Genomic DNA, 14,505 nt, shown 5'->3' with positions numbered 1-14,505 from the left:
CAGACATGCAGGACATCCAGCAGATCATCGACGAGGCATGGGAAGACCGCAACTCGCTGCAGCCCGATACGGCCCCGGCCACGGTCACGGGAGCCGTTGCCGAGGCCATCAACCAGCTCGATGCGGGCAACCTGCGCGTCGCCGAGAAGATCGACGGCCAGTGGGTCACCCATCAGTGGCTGAAGAAGGCGGTGCTGCTGTCGTTCCGCCTGCAGGAGAACCGCCTGCTCGACGGCGGCGCGATGCGCTATTACGACAAGGTGGCGAACAAGTTCGCCGACTACGACGCCGACCGCTTCGCGCGCGGCGGCTTCCGCGTCGTGCCGCCGGCCGCCGCCCGGCGCGGCTCGTTCATCGCCCGCAACGTCGTGCTGATGCCGTCGTACGTCAATATCGGCGCCTACGTCGACGAAGGCACGATGGTCGACACCTGGGCGACGGTCGGCTCGTGCGCACAGATCGGTCGCAACGTCCATCTTTCGGGCGGCGTCGGCATCGGCGGCGTGCTCGAGCCCCTGCAGGCCAACCCGACGATCATCGAGGACAACTGCTTCATCGGTGCGCGTTCGGAAGTCGTCGAGGGGGTCATCATCGGCGAGGGTTCGGTGATTTCGATGGGTGTCTACATCGGCCAGTCGACGCGGATCTTCGACCGCGAAACCGGCACGGTCAGCTACGGCGCGGTGCCCCCGGGGTCGGTCGTCGTCTCCGGCAACCTGCCGGCGCCAGACGGCAGCTACAGCCTCTACTGCGCCGTGATCGTCAAGAAGGTGGACGCCAGGACGCGCGCCAAGACGAGCATCAACGACCTGCTGCGCGGCGACTGACTCGATCCCGCCACTCCCAGGCAGCGGCCGACAGATGATCCTCGACAAGCTCTTCAACGCAATGGCCGAACGCCAGGCGTCGGACATCTTCATCTGCGCCGGCGCGCCGATCCACATCAAGATCCAGGGCTCGACCGTCCCGATCAACCAGCAGATCATGGAACCGGCGATGATCGACAAGATCGCCGCCGAACTCCTCAATCCGCAGCAGGTCGAGGCCTTCGAGAAGACCAAGGAGATGAACCTCTCCTTCGGCGTCGCCAAGCTCGGCAACTTCCGCATCAATCTGTTCCGCCAGCGCAGTTCGATCTCGATCGTCATCCGTTACGTCATGGGCAACATCCCGACGCTGGAGTCGCTGATGCTGCCGCCGGTACTCGCCGACCTGGTGATGGAGCGACGCGGGCTGATCCTCATCGTCGGCTCGACCGGCTCCGGCAAGTCCACCACCCTGGCGTCGATGCTCGACTACCGGAACAGCAACTGCACCGGGCACATCCTGACCATCGAGGATCCGATCGAGTACCTCTTCCGGCACAAGAAGTCGATCGTCAACCAGCGCGAGATCGGCATGGATACGCTGGGGTGGGAGAACGCGCTGAAGAACGCCATGCGGCAGGCGCCCGACTGCATCCTGATCGGCGAGATCCGTGACCGGGAGACGATGCAGGCGGCGATCGCCTACGCCCAGACGGGTCACCTCTGCCTCGGCACGCTGCACGCCAACAACAGCTACCATGCGCTCAACCGGGTGATCAACTTCTTCCCGATCGACACCCGCTCGACCCTGTACATGGATTTGTCGGTCACCCTGAAGGCGATCGTTTCGCAGCGGCTGGTGAAGAAGAAGGACGGCATGCTGATACCTGCCGTCGAAGTCCTGCTCAACAGCTACCATGTCCAGGAGCTGATCGAGGCCGGCGACATCACGGCGCTCAAGGATGCGATGGAACAGAGCCTCGCACCGGGATCGCGGACCTTCGAGCAGGACCTGTTCCGGCTCTATCGCTCGGAGGTGATCACGCTGCAGGAAGCACTGCAGAACGCCGACTCGCCGACCAACCTGTCGTGGCTGATCAACAACCACGAGTCGGCCGGCAACATCGCGATGGACGAGACACCGCGCGAGCCCAGATTCGATCCTTCGGCGACCAATCCCGGCAGCCCGTCGTACAAGGAATTCACCCTGAGCCTCGACGATGCCGTCAGTGGCTGAGCGGTGGTGAAGGAACCGTCACCGGCAGGCCACGATCCGGTGCGCGCGCCAGCGGGCGACGACGCGACCGTGGCACTCGCCGCGCAGTTGATCCGCCACCGCTCGATCACTCCCGATGACGCCGGCTGCCTCGACCTGATCGCCGCCCGCCTCCGCCCGGCGGGCTTTCGCTGCGAGTTCATCCGTCGCGGCGCGGTGAGCAACCTCTGGGCCCGCCGCGGCGAGCAGCGACCGCTGTTGTGCTTCGCCGGGCACACCGACGTCGTCCCCAGCGGACCGCTGGCGGAGTGGCACAGCGACCCTTTCCAGCCGACGCAGCGCGACGGTCTGCTCTATGGCCGTGGTGCCGCCGACATGAAGGGTTCGCTCGCCGCCTTCGTCACCGCGGCGGAGGACTTCGTCGCCGCCCGGCCGGCGCAGCGCGGCTCGCTCGCCTTCCTGCTCACCTCGGACGAGGAAGGCGATGCGGTCGACGGCACGGTCGCCGTCACCGATGCCCTCGCCCGCCGCGGCGAAACGATCGACTACTGCATCGTCGGCGAACCGACGGCCAGCGCCCGACTCGGCGACACGATCAAGAACGGCCGCCGCGGCTCGCTCTCGGGGCGGCTCACGGTCAAGGGAATCCAGGGGCACATTGCCTACCCGCACCTGGCGAAGAACCCCATCCACCTGTTGGCGCCGGCGCTCGCCACCCTTGCCGCGATGGTCTGGGACGAAGGCAACGAGTTCTTCCCGCCGACCACCTGGCAAGTCTCCAACATCCATGGCGGCACCGGCGCCGGCAACGTCATCCCGGGCAGCGTCGTCGTCGACTTCAATTTCCGCTTTGCCACCGCCAGCACGCCGGAGCAGCTGCAGAAAGCCCTCTGCACCGTCCTCGACGACGCCGGCCTCAGCTACGACGTCGCCTGGACGCTCGGCGCCAGACCCTTCCTGACCGGCCGCGGTGCGCTGATCGAAGCGGCGCTGCAGGCCATCCGCGACGAAACGGGAATCGACGCCGATCTGTCGACCAGCGGCGGCACCTCCGACGGTCGCTTCATCGCCGCCATCTGTCCGCAGGTGGTCGAGATCGGCCCGGTCAATGCGAGCATCCACCAGGTCGATGAATGCGTCGAGGTGGCCGCCCTGCCCCGGCTGGCAGCGATCTACCGCCGCATCCTCGAGCAGTTGCTGCCCGTCCATGGCTGAGCAGGCCGGCAACGAGCTGTTCACGCTGCGCGACCTGCTGCGCTTCGCCGTCAGTCGCTTCAACGAAGCGAAGCTGTTCTTCGGCCACGGGTCGGACAACGCCTGGGACGAAGCTGCCTACCTGCTGCTGCACCACCTGCACCTGCCACTCGACCGGCTGGAGCCCTTCCTCGACGCGCGCCTGACCAGCGACGAACGCGTCGGCGCCCTGCGCCTGATCGACCGCCGCGTCAGCGAACGGCTGCCGGCCGCGTACCTGAGCAACGAAGCCTGGCTCGGCGAACATCGCTTCTACGTCGACGAGCGGGTGATCGTCCCACGCTCGTTCATTGCCGAACTGCTGCACGAGCAACTGGCGCCATGGATCGATGAGCCCGACGCGATCGGCAGCGTCCTCGACCTGTGCACCGGCTCCGGCTGCCTGGCGATCCTTGCCGCACATGCTTTCGCTGCCGCCAGCGTGGACGCCGTCGACCTCTCCGACGACGCGCTCGCCGTCGCCCGGCGCAACGTCGCCGAACACGAACTTGGCGACCGCGTCCGCCTGTTGCAGGGCGACCTCTTCGCCAGCCTCGGCGGTCGCCGCTACGACCTGATCATCGCCAATCCGCCCTACGTCTCGGCCGCATCGATGGCCAGCCTGCCGGCCGAGTACCGGCACGAACCGGAGCTGGCGCTCGCCAGCGGCGACGATGGACTCGACCTGACGCGCGCCATCCTCGGCGGCGCACGGCGGCACCTCGAACCTCATGGTCTGCTGGTGGTGGAGATCGGCCACAACCGCGAAACCCTCGAGGCCGCTTTCCCCGACACGCCCTTCACCTGGCTCGACACCAGCGCCGGCGACCAGTACGTCTTCCTGCTGCACCGTGACGAGCTGCCGTGAACGCCCGCAAGAGAGAACAGCCCGCCGTCGCCATCTTCCGCCTGCTCCTGCTGCTGGCCGTCGCCTGTCTCGCCGGCTGCGACAAGTCGCCGCGACTCGCGGCACTGCCAGCCGGCAGTCCGGTCCTCGCCTTCGGTGACAGCATCACCCACGGCACCGGCGCCGGTCCCGGCGAGGACTACCCCAGCCAGCTGGCGGCGAGCAGCGGCTGGCGCGTGCACAATGCGGGCGTGCCGGGCGATACCGCGGCGACCGCTCGCGAGCGGATCGGCGACACCCTGCAGGCGACACGACCGCGGCTGGTGATCGTCGAACTCGGCGGCAACGACTTTCTCCGCCGACGGTCGGAAGCGGAGGTCAAGGAGGATCTGCGGGCGATCGTTCGCGCCAGCCGGCAGGCGGGTGCCGAGGTCGTTCTGGTCGCCGTGCCGCGGCTGTCGCTGCTCGGCGCCATCAGCGGCCAGTTGCCGGACGCGAAACTCTATGCCGAGCTGGCGAGCGAGGAAAAGCTGCCGCTGTTGGCGGGCATCGTTGCCGGCATCCTTGCCGACCCGAAGCTGAAAGCCGACCCGATCCACCCGAACGCCGCTGGCTACCGCCAGATGGCGAGCGAGATCGCCACCCGGTTGCGCGACACCGGCGCCTTGGGCAAGCCCTGACCCGGCGCCGCCGCCACCGATCGCCAACGGAGCACGCAGCCGACCGCGACAGCGAAGGCGGCAGCGCCACCCACAGGACATGCAACAGCCATGAACACAGCAGAACCGCAGAGAATCCGTCGCCAGGATTACGCCCCGCCGCCCTTTCTCGTCGACCTCGTCGAGCTGCAGATCGACTTTCGCAGCGGCGAGGTGCTCGTCGACAGCCGGCTGCACCTGCGGCGCAACCCGGCGGTCAGCGCCGCGCAGCCATTGCGGCTCGACGGCCACGGCCTGCAGACCATCTCGCTGGCCATCGACGGCAGACCGCTCGCCGCCGCCGAATACCACTGCAGCGAGACAGCGCTGACGATCGCCGATCCGCCGGACACCCTGCTCCTGTGCACACGCGTTCGCATCGACGCCGACCACAACGGCAGCCTGTCCGGACTCTACCGGTCGAAGGACGGCTACTTCACGCAGTGCGAAGCACAGGGATTCCGCCGCATCACCTGGTTTCCCGACCGGCCGGACATCATGTCGACCTACGTCGTCACCCTGCACGCCGACCGCTCCAGCCTGCCGATCCTGCTGGCCAACGGCAACCCGGTCGCCAGCGGCGACGCGGGGCCGGATCGCCACTGGGCGCGCTGGCACGATCCCTTCCCCAAGCCATGCTATCTCTTCGCGCTCGTCGCCGCCCGCCTCGACGTCCTGCGTGACCGCTTCACCACCGCCAGCGGCCGCCAGGTCGAACTGGCCGTCTACGTCGAGCCGGGCAAGCTCGACCAGTGCGGGCACGCGATGGACGCCCTGAAGCGTTCGATGCGCTGGGACGAGGAAGTCTTCGGCCTCGAATGCGACCTCGACCATTACATGATCGTCGCCGTCGGCGACTTCAACATGGGCGCCATGGAGAACAAGGGGCTGAACATCTTCAATACCAAGTACGTCCTTGCCCGGACCGACACCGCCACCGACAGCGATTACCAGAACATCGACCGCGTCGTCGCGCATGAGTACTTCCACAACTGGACCGGCAACCGGGTCACCTGCCGCGACTGGTTCCAGCTGTCGCTCAAGGAAGGGCTGACCGTCTTCCGCGACCAGGAATTCGGCGCCGACATGCACGGTCGGGCGGTGACGCGGATTCGCGACGTGCGCGCGCTGCGCGCGACCCAGTTCCCCGAGGACGCCGGCCCGATGGCGCACCCTGTCCGTCCCGATTCCTACATCGAGATCAACAACTTCTACACCAGCACCGTGTACGAGAAGGGCGCCGAGGTGGTGCGCATGCTGCAGACGCTGATCGGCCGGCAGGCGTTCCGCCGTGGCATGGATCTCTACTTTCACCGCCATGACGGCCAGGCGGTCACCTGCGACGATTTCGTCGCCGCCATGGCCGACGCCGCGGGCGTCGACCTGCGGCAGTTCATGCTCTGGTACGACCATGCCGGCACGCCGCACCTGCGCGCCGACGGCCGCCATGACCCGGCCGGACAGCGCTACGTCCTGACGTTGTCGCAAACGCGGCCCGCCGCCAGCGCGGCTGCGCCGCCCTTCCACATCCCGGTGACGATCGGCCTGGTCGGTGCAGAGGGCAACGACCTGCCGCTGTACCTCGCCGGCGAGGGCGACACGGCGGATCGCGGCCAGACGACACGCATCCTGGCGCTGACCGCCGACGAGCAGCAGTTCGTCTTCGAAGGAGTGCCGACGGCACCCGTGCCATCGCTGTTGCGCGACTTCTCGGCGCCTGTGATCCTCGATCGCGAATGGCACGACGACGAGTTGAACTGCCTTCTCGCGCACGACAGCGACCCCTTCAATCGCTGGGAAGCAGGACAGCGCCTGGCCAGCCGGCTGATCCTTGCCGCCGCCGCCGACTTCGCTGCCGGCCGCGCCAGCCACTGGCCGGCAGGCTTCGCCGACGCCCTGCGGCAGAGCCTGCTGCACGCCGACAGCGACCCCGCCTTTGCCGCCGAGGTCCTGACGCTGCCCGGTGAGGCAACGCTGGCCGAAGACATGGCCGTCGTCGACCCGGACGCGCTGCACGCCGCGCGCAACGGGCTGCGCCGGTTCGTCGCCGAGCGGCTGCAGGACAGCTTCCTGCAACGCTACGAGTCGCTGGCGACCGCCGGCCCCTACGAGGCGACGCCGGCAGCGGCCGGCCGGCGCGCATTGCGCAACGTCTGCCTGGGATACCTCGGCGAACTGGCAACGGTCGCCATGCACCAACTGGCGATGCGTCAGTTTGCCTCGGCGGACAACATGAGCGACCAGTTCGCAGCCCTCGCTGTCCTCGCGCAGCACGACTGCGAACAGCGCCGCCAGGCGCTGGCTGCTTTCCACGAACGCTGGCAGGGCGAGGCGCTGGTGATCGACAAGTGGCTCTCGGTGCAGGCTTCGAGCCGGCTGCCGGATACCCTGGCGATCGTCGAGGCGCTGCTCGCGCATCGCTCGTTCGACCTGCACAACCCGAACAAGGTCTATGCGCTGCTCAACAGCTTCGGCAACAACCACGTCCGCTTCCATGCCGCCAACGGCTGCGGCTACCGTTTCCTCGCCAGGCAGATCGCCGCCATCGACCGTTTCAATCCGCAGGTGGCGGCCCGCCTGACACGCCGCTTCGACCGCTGGCGTCGCTTCGACGCGCGGCGGCAGTCGCACGCCGCATCGGCACTGGGCGAACTCCACGCGAGCACCGGCCTGTCGCCGGACGTACGCGAAGTCGTCGGCCGGGCACTGGCATAGCCGCCACGGACCACCCGCTCGCGGCGGCAAGCGCCGACGATTCCCCGCAGGATTGCGGCAGCCTTGCCGTTGCGGCCGGCAGCGGATAGAATCCGCGGTTCGCTTCGCCAAGCGATTCAACACATTCATCAACCGGGCGTTGGCTCTATCAAACCGGGGCGGCGCCGATCCCAAGGAAAGAGAGTTTGAGATGGCGATAAGTGTTGCGCAAAAAGCGCAGATCATGACCGATTACCAGCGTGCGGCTGGCGACACGGGTTCATCGGAAGTCCAGGTCGCTCTGCTGACCGCCCGCATCAATGACCTCACCGGCCACTTCAAGGAACACAAGAAGGACAATCACTCGCGTCGCGGTCTGCTGCGCATGGTCAGCCGCCGCCGCAAGTTGCTGGACTACCTCAAGCGCACCAACGTTGACTCGTACCGCAGCCTGATTCAGCGTCTCGGCCTGCGCAAGTAGGCCTGCTCACCGAACCGCACCGCGGTCGGCATGTGCAGGCAACTCGAAAGCCGTCAGCGGCCAGCCCCGAGTGGGCTGGCCGCTGTTCGTGCTGCAGCAGCCTGGTTGGCAAACGGGCGCGTCGGTTGACTTGCCTGCCGGAGTCGTGGGCAGGCACGCGCCAGACTATCGAGAAAGGGAAAAATGTTTAATATCGTCAAGAAGAGCTTCGCCTACGGCGCGCAACAGGTCACGCTGGAAACCGGGGAGATCGCGCGCCAGGCAGGCGGCGCCGTAATGGTCTCGATGGGCGAGACGGTGGTGCTGGTCACCGTCGTCGGCAACCGCACGGCCAAGCCGGGGCAGGATTTCTTCCCGCTGACAGTCGATTACATCGAAAAGACGTACGCGGCAGGACGAATCCCCGGCGGCTTCTTCAAGCGCGAAGGCCGCCCCTCCGAAAAGGAGACGCTGACTTCGCGTCTGATCGATCGCCCGCTGCGCCCGCTGTTCCCGGACGGCTTCTACCACGAGGTGCAGGTCGTCGCGATGGTGATGTCGCTCGACCCGGAGATCGACCCCGACGTGCCGGCGCTGATCGGCGCCTCGGCGGCACTGGCGATCTCGGGCATCCCGTTCGATGGCCCGATCGGCGCCGCCCGTGTCGGCCACATCGACGGTCAGTATGTTCTCAATCCGACCAGCAGCCAGCTGCAGTCGAGCCGGCTCGATCTGGTTGTGGCGGGAACGCAGGCAGCCGTGCTGATGGTCGAATCGGAGGCCAGGGAACTGCCCGAAGATGTCATGCTGGGCGCCGTCGTCTTCGGACACCAGCAGATGCAGGCGGCGATCGAGGCGATCAACCAACTGGCCGACGAGGCCGGCAAACCGGAGTGGGAATGGGCCCCTGCCGCCAGGAACGAGGCCGTGCACAGCAAGCTCGACCGGCTCGTGCAAGCCGAACTCGAGGAGGCCTACCGCATCACCAGCAAGCAACTGCGCACGCAGCGAATCAAGGAGATCACGGCCTACGCCGTCGAGACCCTGACCGCCGACGACGACGCACCGGACGCCAACGCCATCCGGCACATGGTCGACGCGGCCGAGGCGCGAATCGTTCGTGGCCGCATCCTCGCCGGCGAGCCGCGCATCGATGGCCGCGACACACGGACCGTCAGGCCGATCGCCATCCGTTCGGGCATCCTGCCGCGCGCGCATGGCTCCGCCCTCTTCACGCGCGGGGAAACGCAGGCCATTGTCGCCGCGACGCTGGGTACCGGACGCGACGAGCAGATCATCGACGCGCTTTCCGGTGAGTATCGTGAGCGCTTCATGCTGCACTACAACTTCCCGCCCTACGCCACCGGTGAATGCGGCCGCGTCGGCTCGCCGAAGCGACGCGAGATCGGCCACGGCCGGCTGGCCAAGCGCGCCCTGCTGGCCGTCCTGCCGTCGCCGGAGGAGTTCTCCTACACCATCCGGGTGGTCTCCGAGATCACCGAGTCGAATGGTTCGAGTTCGATGGCCAGCGTCTGCGGCGCCTCGCTCGCGCTGATGGATGCCGGCGTACCGCTGAAGGCGCATGTTGCCGGAATCGCCATGGGCCTGATCAAGGAAGGCAACCGCGTTGCCGTCCTGACCGATATCCTCGGTGACGAGGACCACCTCGGCGACATGGACTTCAAGGTTGCCGGCACCGAGGCCGGCGTGACGGCGCTGCAGATGGACATCAAGATCCAGGGAATCACCAAGGAGATCATGCAGGTTGCCCTCGCGCAGGCCGGCGAAGCACGCCTGCACATCCTGAAGCAGATGCGGGGTTCGATGGCCGGACACCGCGAGGAGGTTTCGACCTACGCGCCGCGCCTCTACACGATGAAGATCAACCCCGAGAAGATTCGCGACGTCATCGGCAAGGGCGGCGCGGTGATCCGCGCCATCACCGAAGAAACCGGCACGACGATCGACATCAAGGATGACGGCACGATCACCATCGCCTCGGTCAGCGGCGAGGCCGCCAACGCAGCCCGCGCACGCATCGAGTCGATCACCGCCGACGTCGAAGTCGGCAAGACCTACGACGGCACGGTGCTCAAACTGCTCGACTTCGGCGCCATCGTCAGCATCCTGCCGGGGCGCGACGGTCTCCTGCACATCTCGCAGATCGCCAACGAGCGGGTCAACGCCGTCGCCGATTACCTCAAGGACGGCCAGAAGGTCCGCGTCAAGGTGCTCGAAGCCGATGAGAAGGGCCGCGTCCGCCTGTCGATGAAGGCGGTCACCGCCGAAGAGGGTGGCGCCACGCCCGGACCGGCATCTGCCCCTGCCTGAACTGCCGCAGCAAGACCGGCGGGTGGCGGCTTCAGCTCCGCCGCCCGTCATTCCGCCGGTGACCCCTGCCGTGACGGCAGCGCCGCGGCCAGGCGAAGCGCACAGCGACCTCCGTTGACGGGCGTGGACTGGCTACCAAGGCGAGCCCCACGTGCAGCGAGAGCGCCCAGACGCAGCCGTGCATCCGGAACCAATTGCCCGTGCCGCAGCGTGGCGCGGATCAGCGGCACCAGGGTCTGCCATCGCGCTGACAACCAGGCGCCTGAGTTCATCCCGGAACGAAAAAACCCGGCCTTGTGAGCCGGGCTTCCCGTCTTGCATTCCTTGGTGGGTCGGGAGGGACTCGAACCCTCGACCAATGGATTAAAAGTCCACTGCTCTACCGACTGAGCTACCAACCCTCAAGAGCCGCGCAGTATAGGGAAGGGTTGCTGCACTGTCAAGGAAAGCGCGCCCGTTGGTCCAAGACGTGGTGCGGCGCCGTGGCGCGGCAGACCCCCAGCGCCGAGTTGCACATACTGCCAGCGAATTTCGGTAAAGCTGCTCTGCCAGACTGCCCGACTGCCGAAGCAGCCGCGTAGACTTCATCCGCCGTCTCTGCAGGCATTCTCGAGCGCGGTCGTGTTCATGAGCCACTGCGCATTTCGACCGGAATGGTGCCAAGCCATTCGGGTGCCCCCGTCCCGTTGAGCTTGAAGATGCTGCCGCCACCTGGCGGCGGCGATGCCCCGGTGAAAGCGTCCACCACGACTTGATGGGTAACCAGGATCACCGGCGGACCGTCAGCGGGCAAGCGGGCGAGAAACGCCCGCAGACGATCCAGAATCCTTTGCCGATCGTTCTGTCGTCCGAAGAACGAATTCAGTTCCGGCAAGGGCTCCACCGCCCCGAGGTCCAGCAAGCGGGCCGTTTCGAGCGCGCGGCACCACTGGCTTGCAAGGACTCTCGCCTTGGTCAGGCCAGCCGCGCGCAAACGAGCCCCCAGGTCTCGTGCCTGAACCCGGCCCTTGGCGTCGAGGTTGCGCTGGGTGGAACAGTCGCCGATGACCAGATTCACCGGATCGCCGACTCCCGGTGCATGCGCATGGCGGAGCATCAGTACCCGGCCCGGCTTCGCCAGTTCGCCAAGCGGCAGGGGCGCGTCGTCGGCCCGGGCCGGCCACGACGATGCCAGGGCCACGAGCGAAAGAATGAGCAGTTTGCGCATCGTCTTCCTGCATTCAGTCGACAAGGTCTATTGCGCGCAGATCAAGCTTGAACCGACCCTCCTGACGTTCGGCGATCAGAAGACCGATCTGTCGGGCGCACGCCAGGTCCGGTGGCGGGAGGTCGTCAATGACGCGCCCCCGCCAGGTCGGCATGAAGTCCGCTGCGGCCAACGGCGAGGCACGATGATCGAACGCCCGGCCTGTGCGTCTGCCGCCTCGCCACTGGCTCATGGCGGCGCCTGCGGCGAGGCGTAAGGCCGGAACAGGGCGCCCACATCGACCCGCGCTTTCAGACTTGCCGCCAGCAGATAGAGACCGCCGGCCTTGCGGTGCAGGAACAGTGCATCCGCCGGCGGCGTATGCCAGGAATCCCTGTCCGTACCCAGGGCCAGACCGGCGTCGCGCATGCGGGCTGGCAGATTCGAACTCCCGAAATCGTAGGCACCTGCGTGACGCAGCGGTTCGCAGGCCTGCTGGAAGACATCCAGGACAAGCTGCCGCTGCCGCTCCGGGATGTCTGCCCGAAAATAGCCGATGGCGCTGGCGGCTGCGCCCATAGCCTGCCGGTCATCGACGATGGCACCCGCCAGCAGCCGACGATAGGCGTCAACGATGACTGGGGGATAGGCGCGCGTGGCGCCGAAGTCGAGCAGAATCACTCGGCGGCTGACGCAATCGTAACGATAGTTGGCGAAATTGGCGTCGGTCTGGATCAGTTGGAATTCGAAGATCTCCCGGAACAAGAGCCGGAAGAGCAGTCCTGCGACACGATCGCGCTCCGCCTGCGGGGCGTGCAGCAGCGATTCGACCGGCGCGCCGCCCATGCAGGACATGGCCAGGACGCTCCCGGTCGTCAGCTCGGCGTGCACCTCGGGCAGCATGAACTCGGGAGCGTCGGCAAGCAGGCCCGCATAGCGGCCGAGCCAAACGCCCTCGCCGAGGTAATCGGCTTCGGCGTGCAACTGACGTTTCGCCTCCCGCAGCAGCGGCGCGACATCGAGGCCACTCGGCAACAGGCCGGAAACTCGCAGCAGGCTGGCAACGTTGTCGATGTCGCTGTCGATGCTCCGGCGAATGCCCGGGTACTGGACCTTGATCGCCAGGCGGCGCCCGTCCCTGGTTTCCGCGAGATGTACCTGTCCGATCGACGCCGCCGCCACCGGGGTGAAGCTGAACCGCCGAAAGTGACGGTCCCAACCCTTTCCCCAGTTGGCATCTAGGACAGAGACCAGTTGGCTCATCGGCATGGCTTGCGCGTCGGCGCGCAGGCGGGCCAGGATCTTGCCAAGATGCGGTGGCAGCAGGTCGCCTGCATCCATGGACAGCAACTGCCCAACCTTCATCGCCGCTCCACGCATTTGCGCAAGCTGGTCTGCAACACGGCGGGCGTTCGCCGGCGTCAGCAACAGGTCAGCGATTCGCGGACGCTTCCCCTGCGCCAACTGGCGGGCGCCTTCGGCCAACATGCTGCCGGCAACGCCGCCGGCGAGGGTGCCGATGCGGACAAGCCTGGACGCACGTCCGCCGGGAACGGCAGCGGTGTCCGCAGAGTGCCCACTGCGCTCAGTGTCGCCCATGTTGCCTCGGCTTCCGGAGACTGTCACGTCTGCCATGTGGCGAACCCGCCTTTGGTGAGAGGACGTCTAACGCGAATCCGACGGATCCGGGGTTTCCGAATCCTCGACGGCATACGCGTCGGCGACATAAGCGGGACCCTTCATCACCATGACGATGAAGGCGGCGATCGCCACCGTCAGCACGACCGTCCAGTGCAGGACCACGAGACTGATCGCCACGATGTCGACCATCTGCAGCGGAGTCGCGCCTGCCACCGCGCCCCACGCGCCGAGAGGCATCCTGACGACAAGCGACGGCAATGCCAGTAGCAACGTGCCGAGAACGAGCACACGGGGCAGCAGGCGCAGTACGTCGCGCTCCCGCCCGGCGGGCGTCTGCACGGATCCGGGAAGCCTGTTGAAGGCGTTCATGCTGACTCCCTTGCGGGCCTGTTCCTTCGCGCTTGCCCGGATGCAGCGGCAGCAGCGGCGCTCGGGAGGACGAATGGCAGCAGTTCGCCGCACCCGCGCCGTGCAGCGCTGGGCGGAATGCGATCCGGCGCCGACCGCTCCATGCCCCCTCACCTGACCAGTGGCCGAATGGTGGAAAAGCCGGCGTCCATCGACCACACTTGGCCGGTCACGCGGACAGCCTTGTCCGAGAGCAGCCAGACCATCAGTTCGGCCAGTTCGTCCGGGGAACCGATGCCGGGCAAGGGATACTGCCGGGCAGCCGCCTCGCGGCCCATCGCGGTGCCGAGGATGGCGGTCGCGGCGGGCGTGTCCATGATGCCGGGAGCGATGGCGTTGATGCGGACGCCATGGCTCGCGTAGGTTGCCGCGGCGCTGCGCACCAGCCCCTCGACCCCGGCTTTTGCCGCCGCTACCGCCTCGTGATTGGGCGTGCCGATGCGCGCCGCGGCCGAGGAGACCAGCACCGCCGCCCCGGGACACCTGGCGTCGCGCAAGGCACCGACGAAAGCCGCCAGCGTATGGAAGGCGCTGACCAGATTGGCGTTGAGGCAGGCCATGAAGTCGGCGTCCGCCATCCGGTGCAGCGCGCCCAGGCGGATGTTGCCGACGCAGTGCGCCAATGCCGTCGGCAGCATCTGGTGCACTCTGGCCACCTCGAAAATGTGCTGCGATCCAGCCACGCTGGAGCAGTCGGCGACCACCTGCAGGTGGCTGTCGCCGTATCTGCGGCGCAGGCGCTCGCCGTCCCGGCCGGTCACGACCAGCGTCCAGCCTGCCTCTGCCAGCCTCGCCGCCACCGACTGGCCCAAGCCGCCTGCCGCTCCAGTGACCACCGCTATTCTTTCCACGACGTGTCTTCTCCAGATTGACCTGCTGTCCCGCACCGGACTGGACGCCCGCCACGGCCAGCAGCCGCTTGGGCGATCGGAACACCAGTCCGCCCTGGACAATGATCCAGCTACTCATCGATCAACGAACGTTC

General features: G+C 67.1%; 13 protein-coding genes and 1 tRNA gene. 8 read left to right on the top strand and 6 right to left on the bottom strand.

Annotated features, from left to right (window positions below):
- Positions 1-5: 5 nt before the first annotated feature.
- The 8 genes from dapD (at position 6) to pnp (ending at position 10,285) form a co-directional block, all read left to right on the top strand.
- Positions 6-827, top strand: a complete 822-nt coding sequence (gene dapD / locus HT579_05645) for a 2,3,4,5-tetrahydropyridine-2,6-dicarboxylate N-succinyltransferase (protein ID QKS28457.1) — start codon at positions 6-8, stop codon at positions 825-827.
- A gap of 34 nt (positions 828-861) precedes the next feature.
- Positions 862-2,043, top strand: a complete 1,182-nt coding sequence (locus tag HT579_05640; protein ID QKS28456.1) for a PilT/PilU family type 4a pilus ATPase — start codon at positions 862-864, stop codon at positions 2,041-2,043.
- A 39-nt stretch (positions 2,044-2,082) separates the two neighbouring features.
- Entirely contained in the window at positions 2,083-3,237 is a 1,155-nt protein-coding gene (gene dapE, locus HT579_05635; protein ID QKS31519.1) for a succinyl-diaminopimelate desuccinylase, read from the top strand.
- Entirely contained in the window at positions 3,230-4,123 is an 894-nt protein-coding gene (gene prmB / locus HT579_05630) for a 50S ribosomal protein L3 N(5)-glutamine methyltransferase (GenBank protein QKS28455.1), read from the top strand. The genes dapE and prmB overlap by 8 nt, the downstream gene beginning before the upstream one ends.
- Positions 4,120-4,782 carry an arylesterase gene (locus HT579_05625; protein QKS28454.1) on the top strand — a complete coding sequence of 221 codons (663 nt, stop codon included), beginning with the start codon at positions 4,120-4,122 and terminating at the stop codon, positions 4,780-4,782. The genes prmB and HT579_05625 overlap by 4 nt, the downstream gene beginning before the upstream one ends.
- A 90-nt stretch (positions 4,783-4,872) precedes the next feature.
- Positions 4,873-7,515 (top strand): aminopeptidase N, encoded by a 2,643-nt coding sequence (gene pepN, locus HT579_05620; GenBank protein QKS28453.1) that lies wholly within the window; start codon positions 4,873-4,875, stop codon positions 7,513-7,515.
- A gap of 190 nt (positions 7,516-7,705) precedes the next feature.
- Positions 7,706-7,975 (top strand): 30S ribosomal protein S15, encoded by a 270-nt coding sequence (gene rpsO / locus HT579_05615; GenBank protein QKS28452.1) that lies wholly within the window; start codon positions 7,706-7,708, stop codon positions 7,973-7,975.
- A gap of 183 nt (positions 7,976-8,158) precedes the next feature.
- Complete coding sequence (pnp, locus tag HT579_05610; GenBank protein ID QKS28451.1) at positions 8,159-10,285, top strand: polyribonucleotide nucleotidyltransferase; 2,127 nt, start codon at positions 8,159-8,161, stop codon at positions 10,283-10,285.
- Between the two features lie 325 nt (positions 10,286-10,610).
- Here pnp and HT579_05605 read toward each other — a convergent pair.
- From HT579_05605 to HT579_05580, 6 genes are all read right to left on the bottom strand, one after another.
- Positions 10,611-10,686: transfer RNA gene (locus HT579_05605), tRNA-Lys, on the bottom strand.
- 224 nt (positions 10,687-10,910) lie between these two features.
- On the bottom strand, positions 10,911-11,492 hold the full coding sequence (locus HT579_05600) for a histidine phosphatase family protein (protein QKS28450.1): 582 nt from the start codon (positions 11,490-11,492) through the stop codon (positions 10,911-10,913).
- Positions 11,493-11,505: 13 nt separating this feature from the next.
- Complete coding sequence (locus tag HT579_05595; GenBank protein ID QKS28449.1) at positions 11,506-11,646, bottom strand: CIA30 family protein; 141 nt, start codon at positions 11,644-11,646, stop codon at positions 11,506-11,508.
- A 74-nt stretch (positions 11,647-11,720) separates the two neighbouring features.
- Positions 11,721-13,070: an AarF/ABC1/UbiB kinase family protein gene (locus tag HT579_05590; GenBank protein QKS28448.1), complete on the bottom strand. Its 1,350-nt coding sequence runs from the start codon at positions 13,068-13,070 to the stop codon at positions 11,721-11,723.
- Between the two features lie 66 nt (positions 13,071-13,136).
- The gene (locus HT579_05585; GenBank protein ID QKS28447.1) at positions 13,137-13,481 is read right to left on the bottom strand and encodes a hypothetical protein; all 345 of its coding nucleotides are present in this window, start codon (positions 13,479-13,481) and stop codon (positions 13,137-13,139) included.
- A gap of 149 nt (positions 13,482-13,630) precedes the next feature.
- Positions 13,631-14,356 (bottom strand): SDR family oxidoreductase, encoded by a 726-nt coding sequence (locus HT579_05580; protein QKS31518.1) that lies wholly within the window; start codon positions 14,354-14,356, stop codon positions 13,631-13,633.
- Positions 14,357-14,505 lie beyond the last annotated feature (149 nt).

The organism is Candidatus Accumulibacter similis (genome assembly GCA_013347225.1).
In the GTDB taxonomy this organism is placed as follows: domain Bacteria; phylum Pseudomonadota; class Gammaproteobacteria; order Burkholderiales; family Rhodocyclaceae; genus Accumulibacter; species Accumulibacter similis.
This window is presented reverse-complemented; position numbering and strand designations above follow the sequence as displayed.

Coding starts and splice junctions, on each gene's coding strand:
- dapD (QKS28457.1), top strand. CDS start 6: ATGCAGGACATCCAGCAGATCATCGACGAGGCATGGGAAGACCGCAAC.
- HT579_05640 (QKS28456.1), top strand. CDS start 862: ATGATCCTCGACAAGCTCTTCAACGCAATGGCCGAACGCCAGGCGTCG.
- rpsO (QKS28452.1), top strand. CDS start 7,706: ATGGCGATAAGTGTTGCGCAAAAAGCGCAGATCATGACCGATTACCAG.
- HT579_05600 (QKS28450.1), bottom strand. CDS start 11,492: ATGCGCAAACTGCTCATTCTTTCGCTCGTGGCCCTGGCATCGTCGTGG.
- prmB (QKS28455.1), top strand. CDS start 3,230: ATGGCTGAGCAGGCCGGCAACGAGCTGTTCACGCTGCGCGACCTGCTG.
- HT579_05595 (QKS28449.1), bottom strand. CDS start 11,646: ATGCCGACCTGGCGGGGGCGCGTCATTGACGACCTCCCGCCACCGGAC.
- pepN (QKS28453.1), top strand. CDS start 4,873: ATGAACACAGCAGAACCGCAGAGAATCCGTCGCCAGGATTACGCCCCG.
- pnp (QKS28451.1), top strand. CDS start 8,159: ATGTTTAATATCGTCAAGAAGAGCTTCGCCTACGGCGCGCAACAGGTC.
- HT579_05590 (QKS28448.1), bottom strand. CDS start 13,070: ATGGGCGACACTGAGCGCAGTGGGCACTCTGCGGACACCGCTGCCGTT.
- HT579_05585 (QKS28447.1), bottom strand. CDS start 13,481: ATGAACGCCTTCAACAGGCTTCCCGGATCCGTGCAGACGCCCGCCGGG.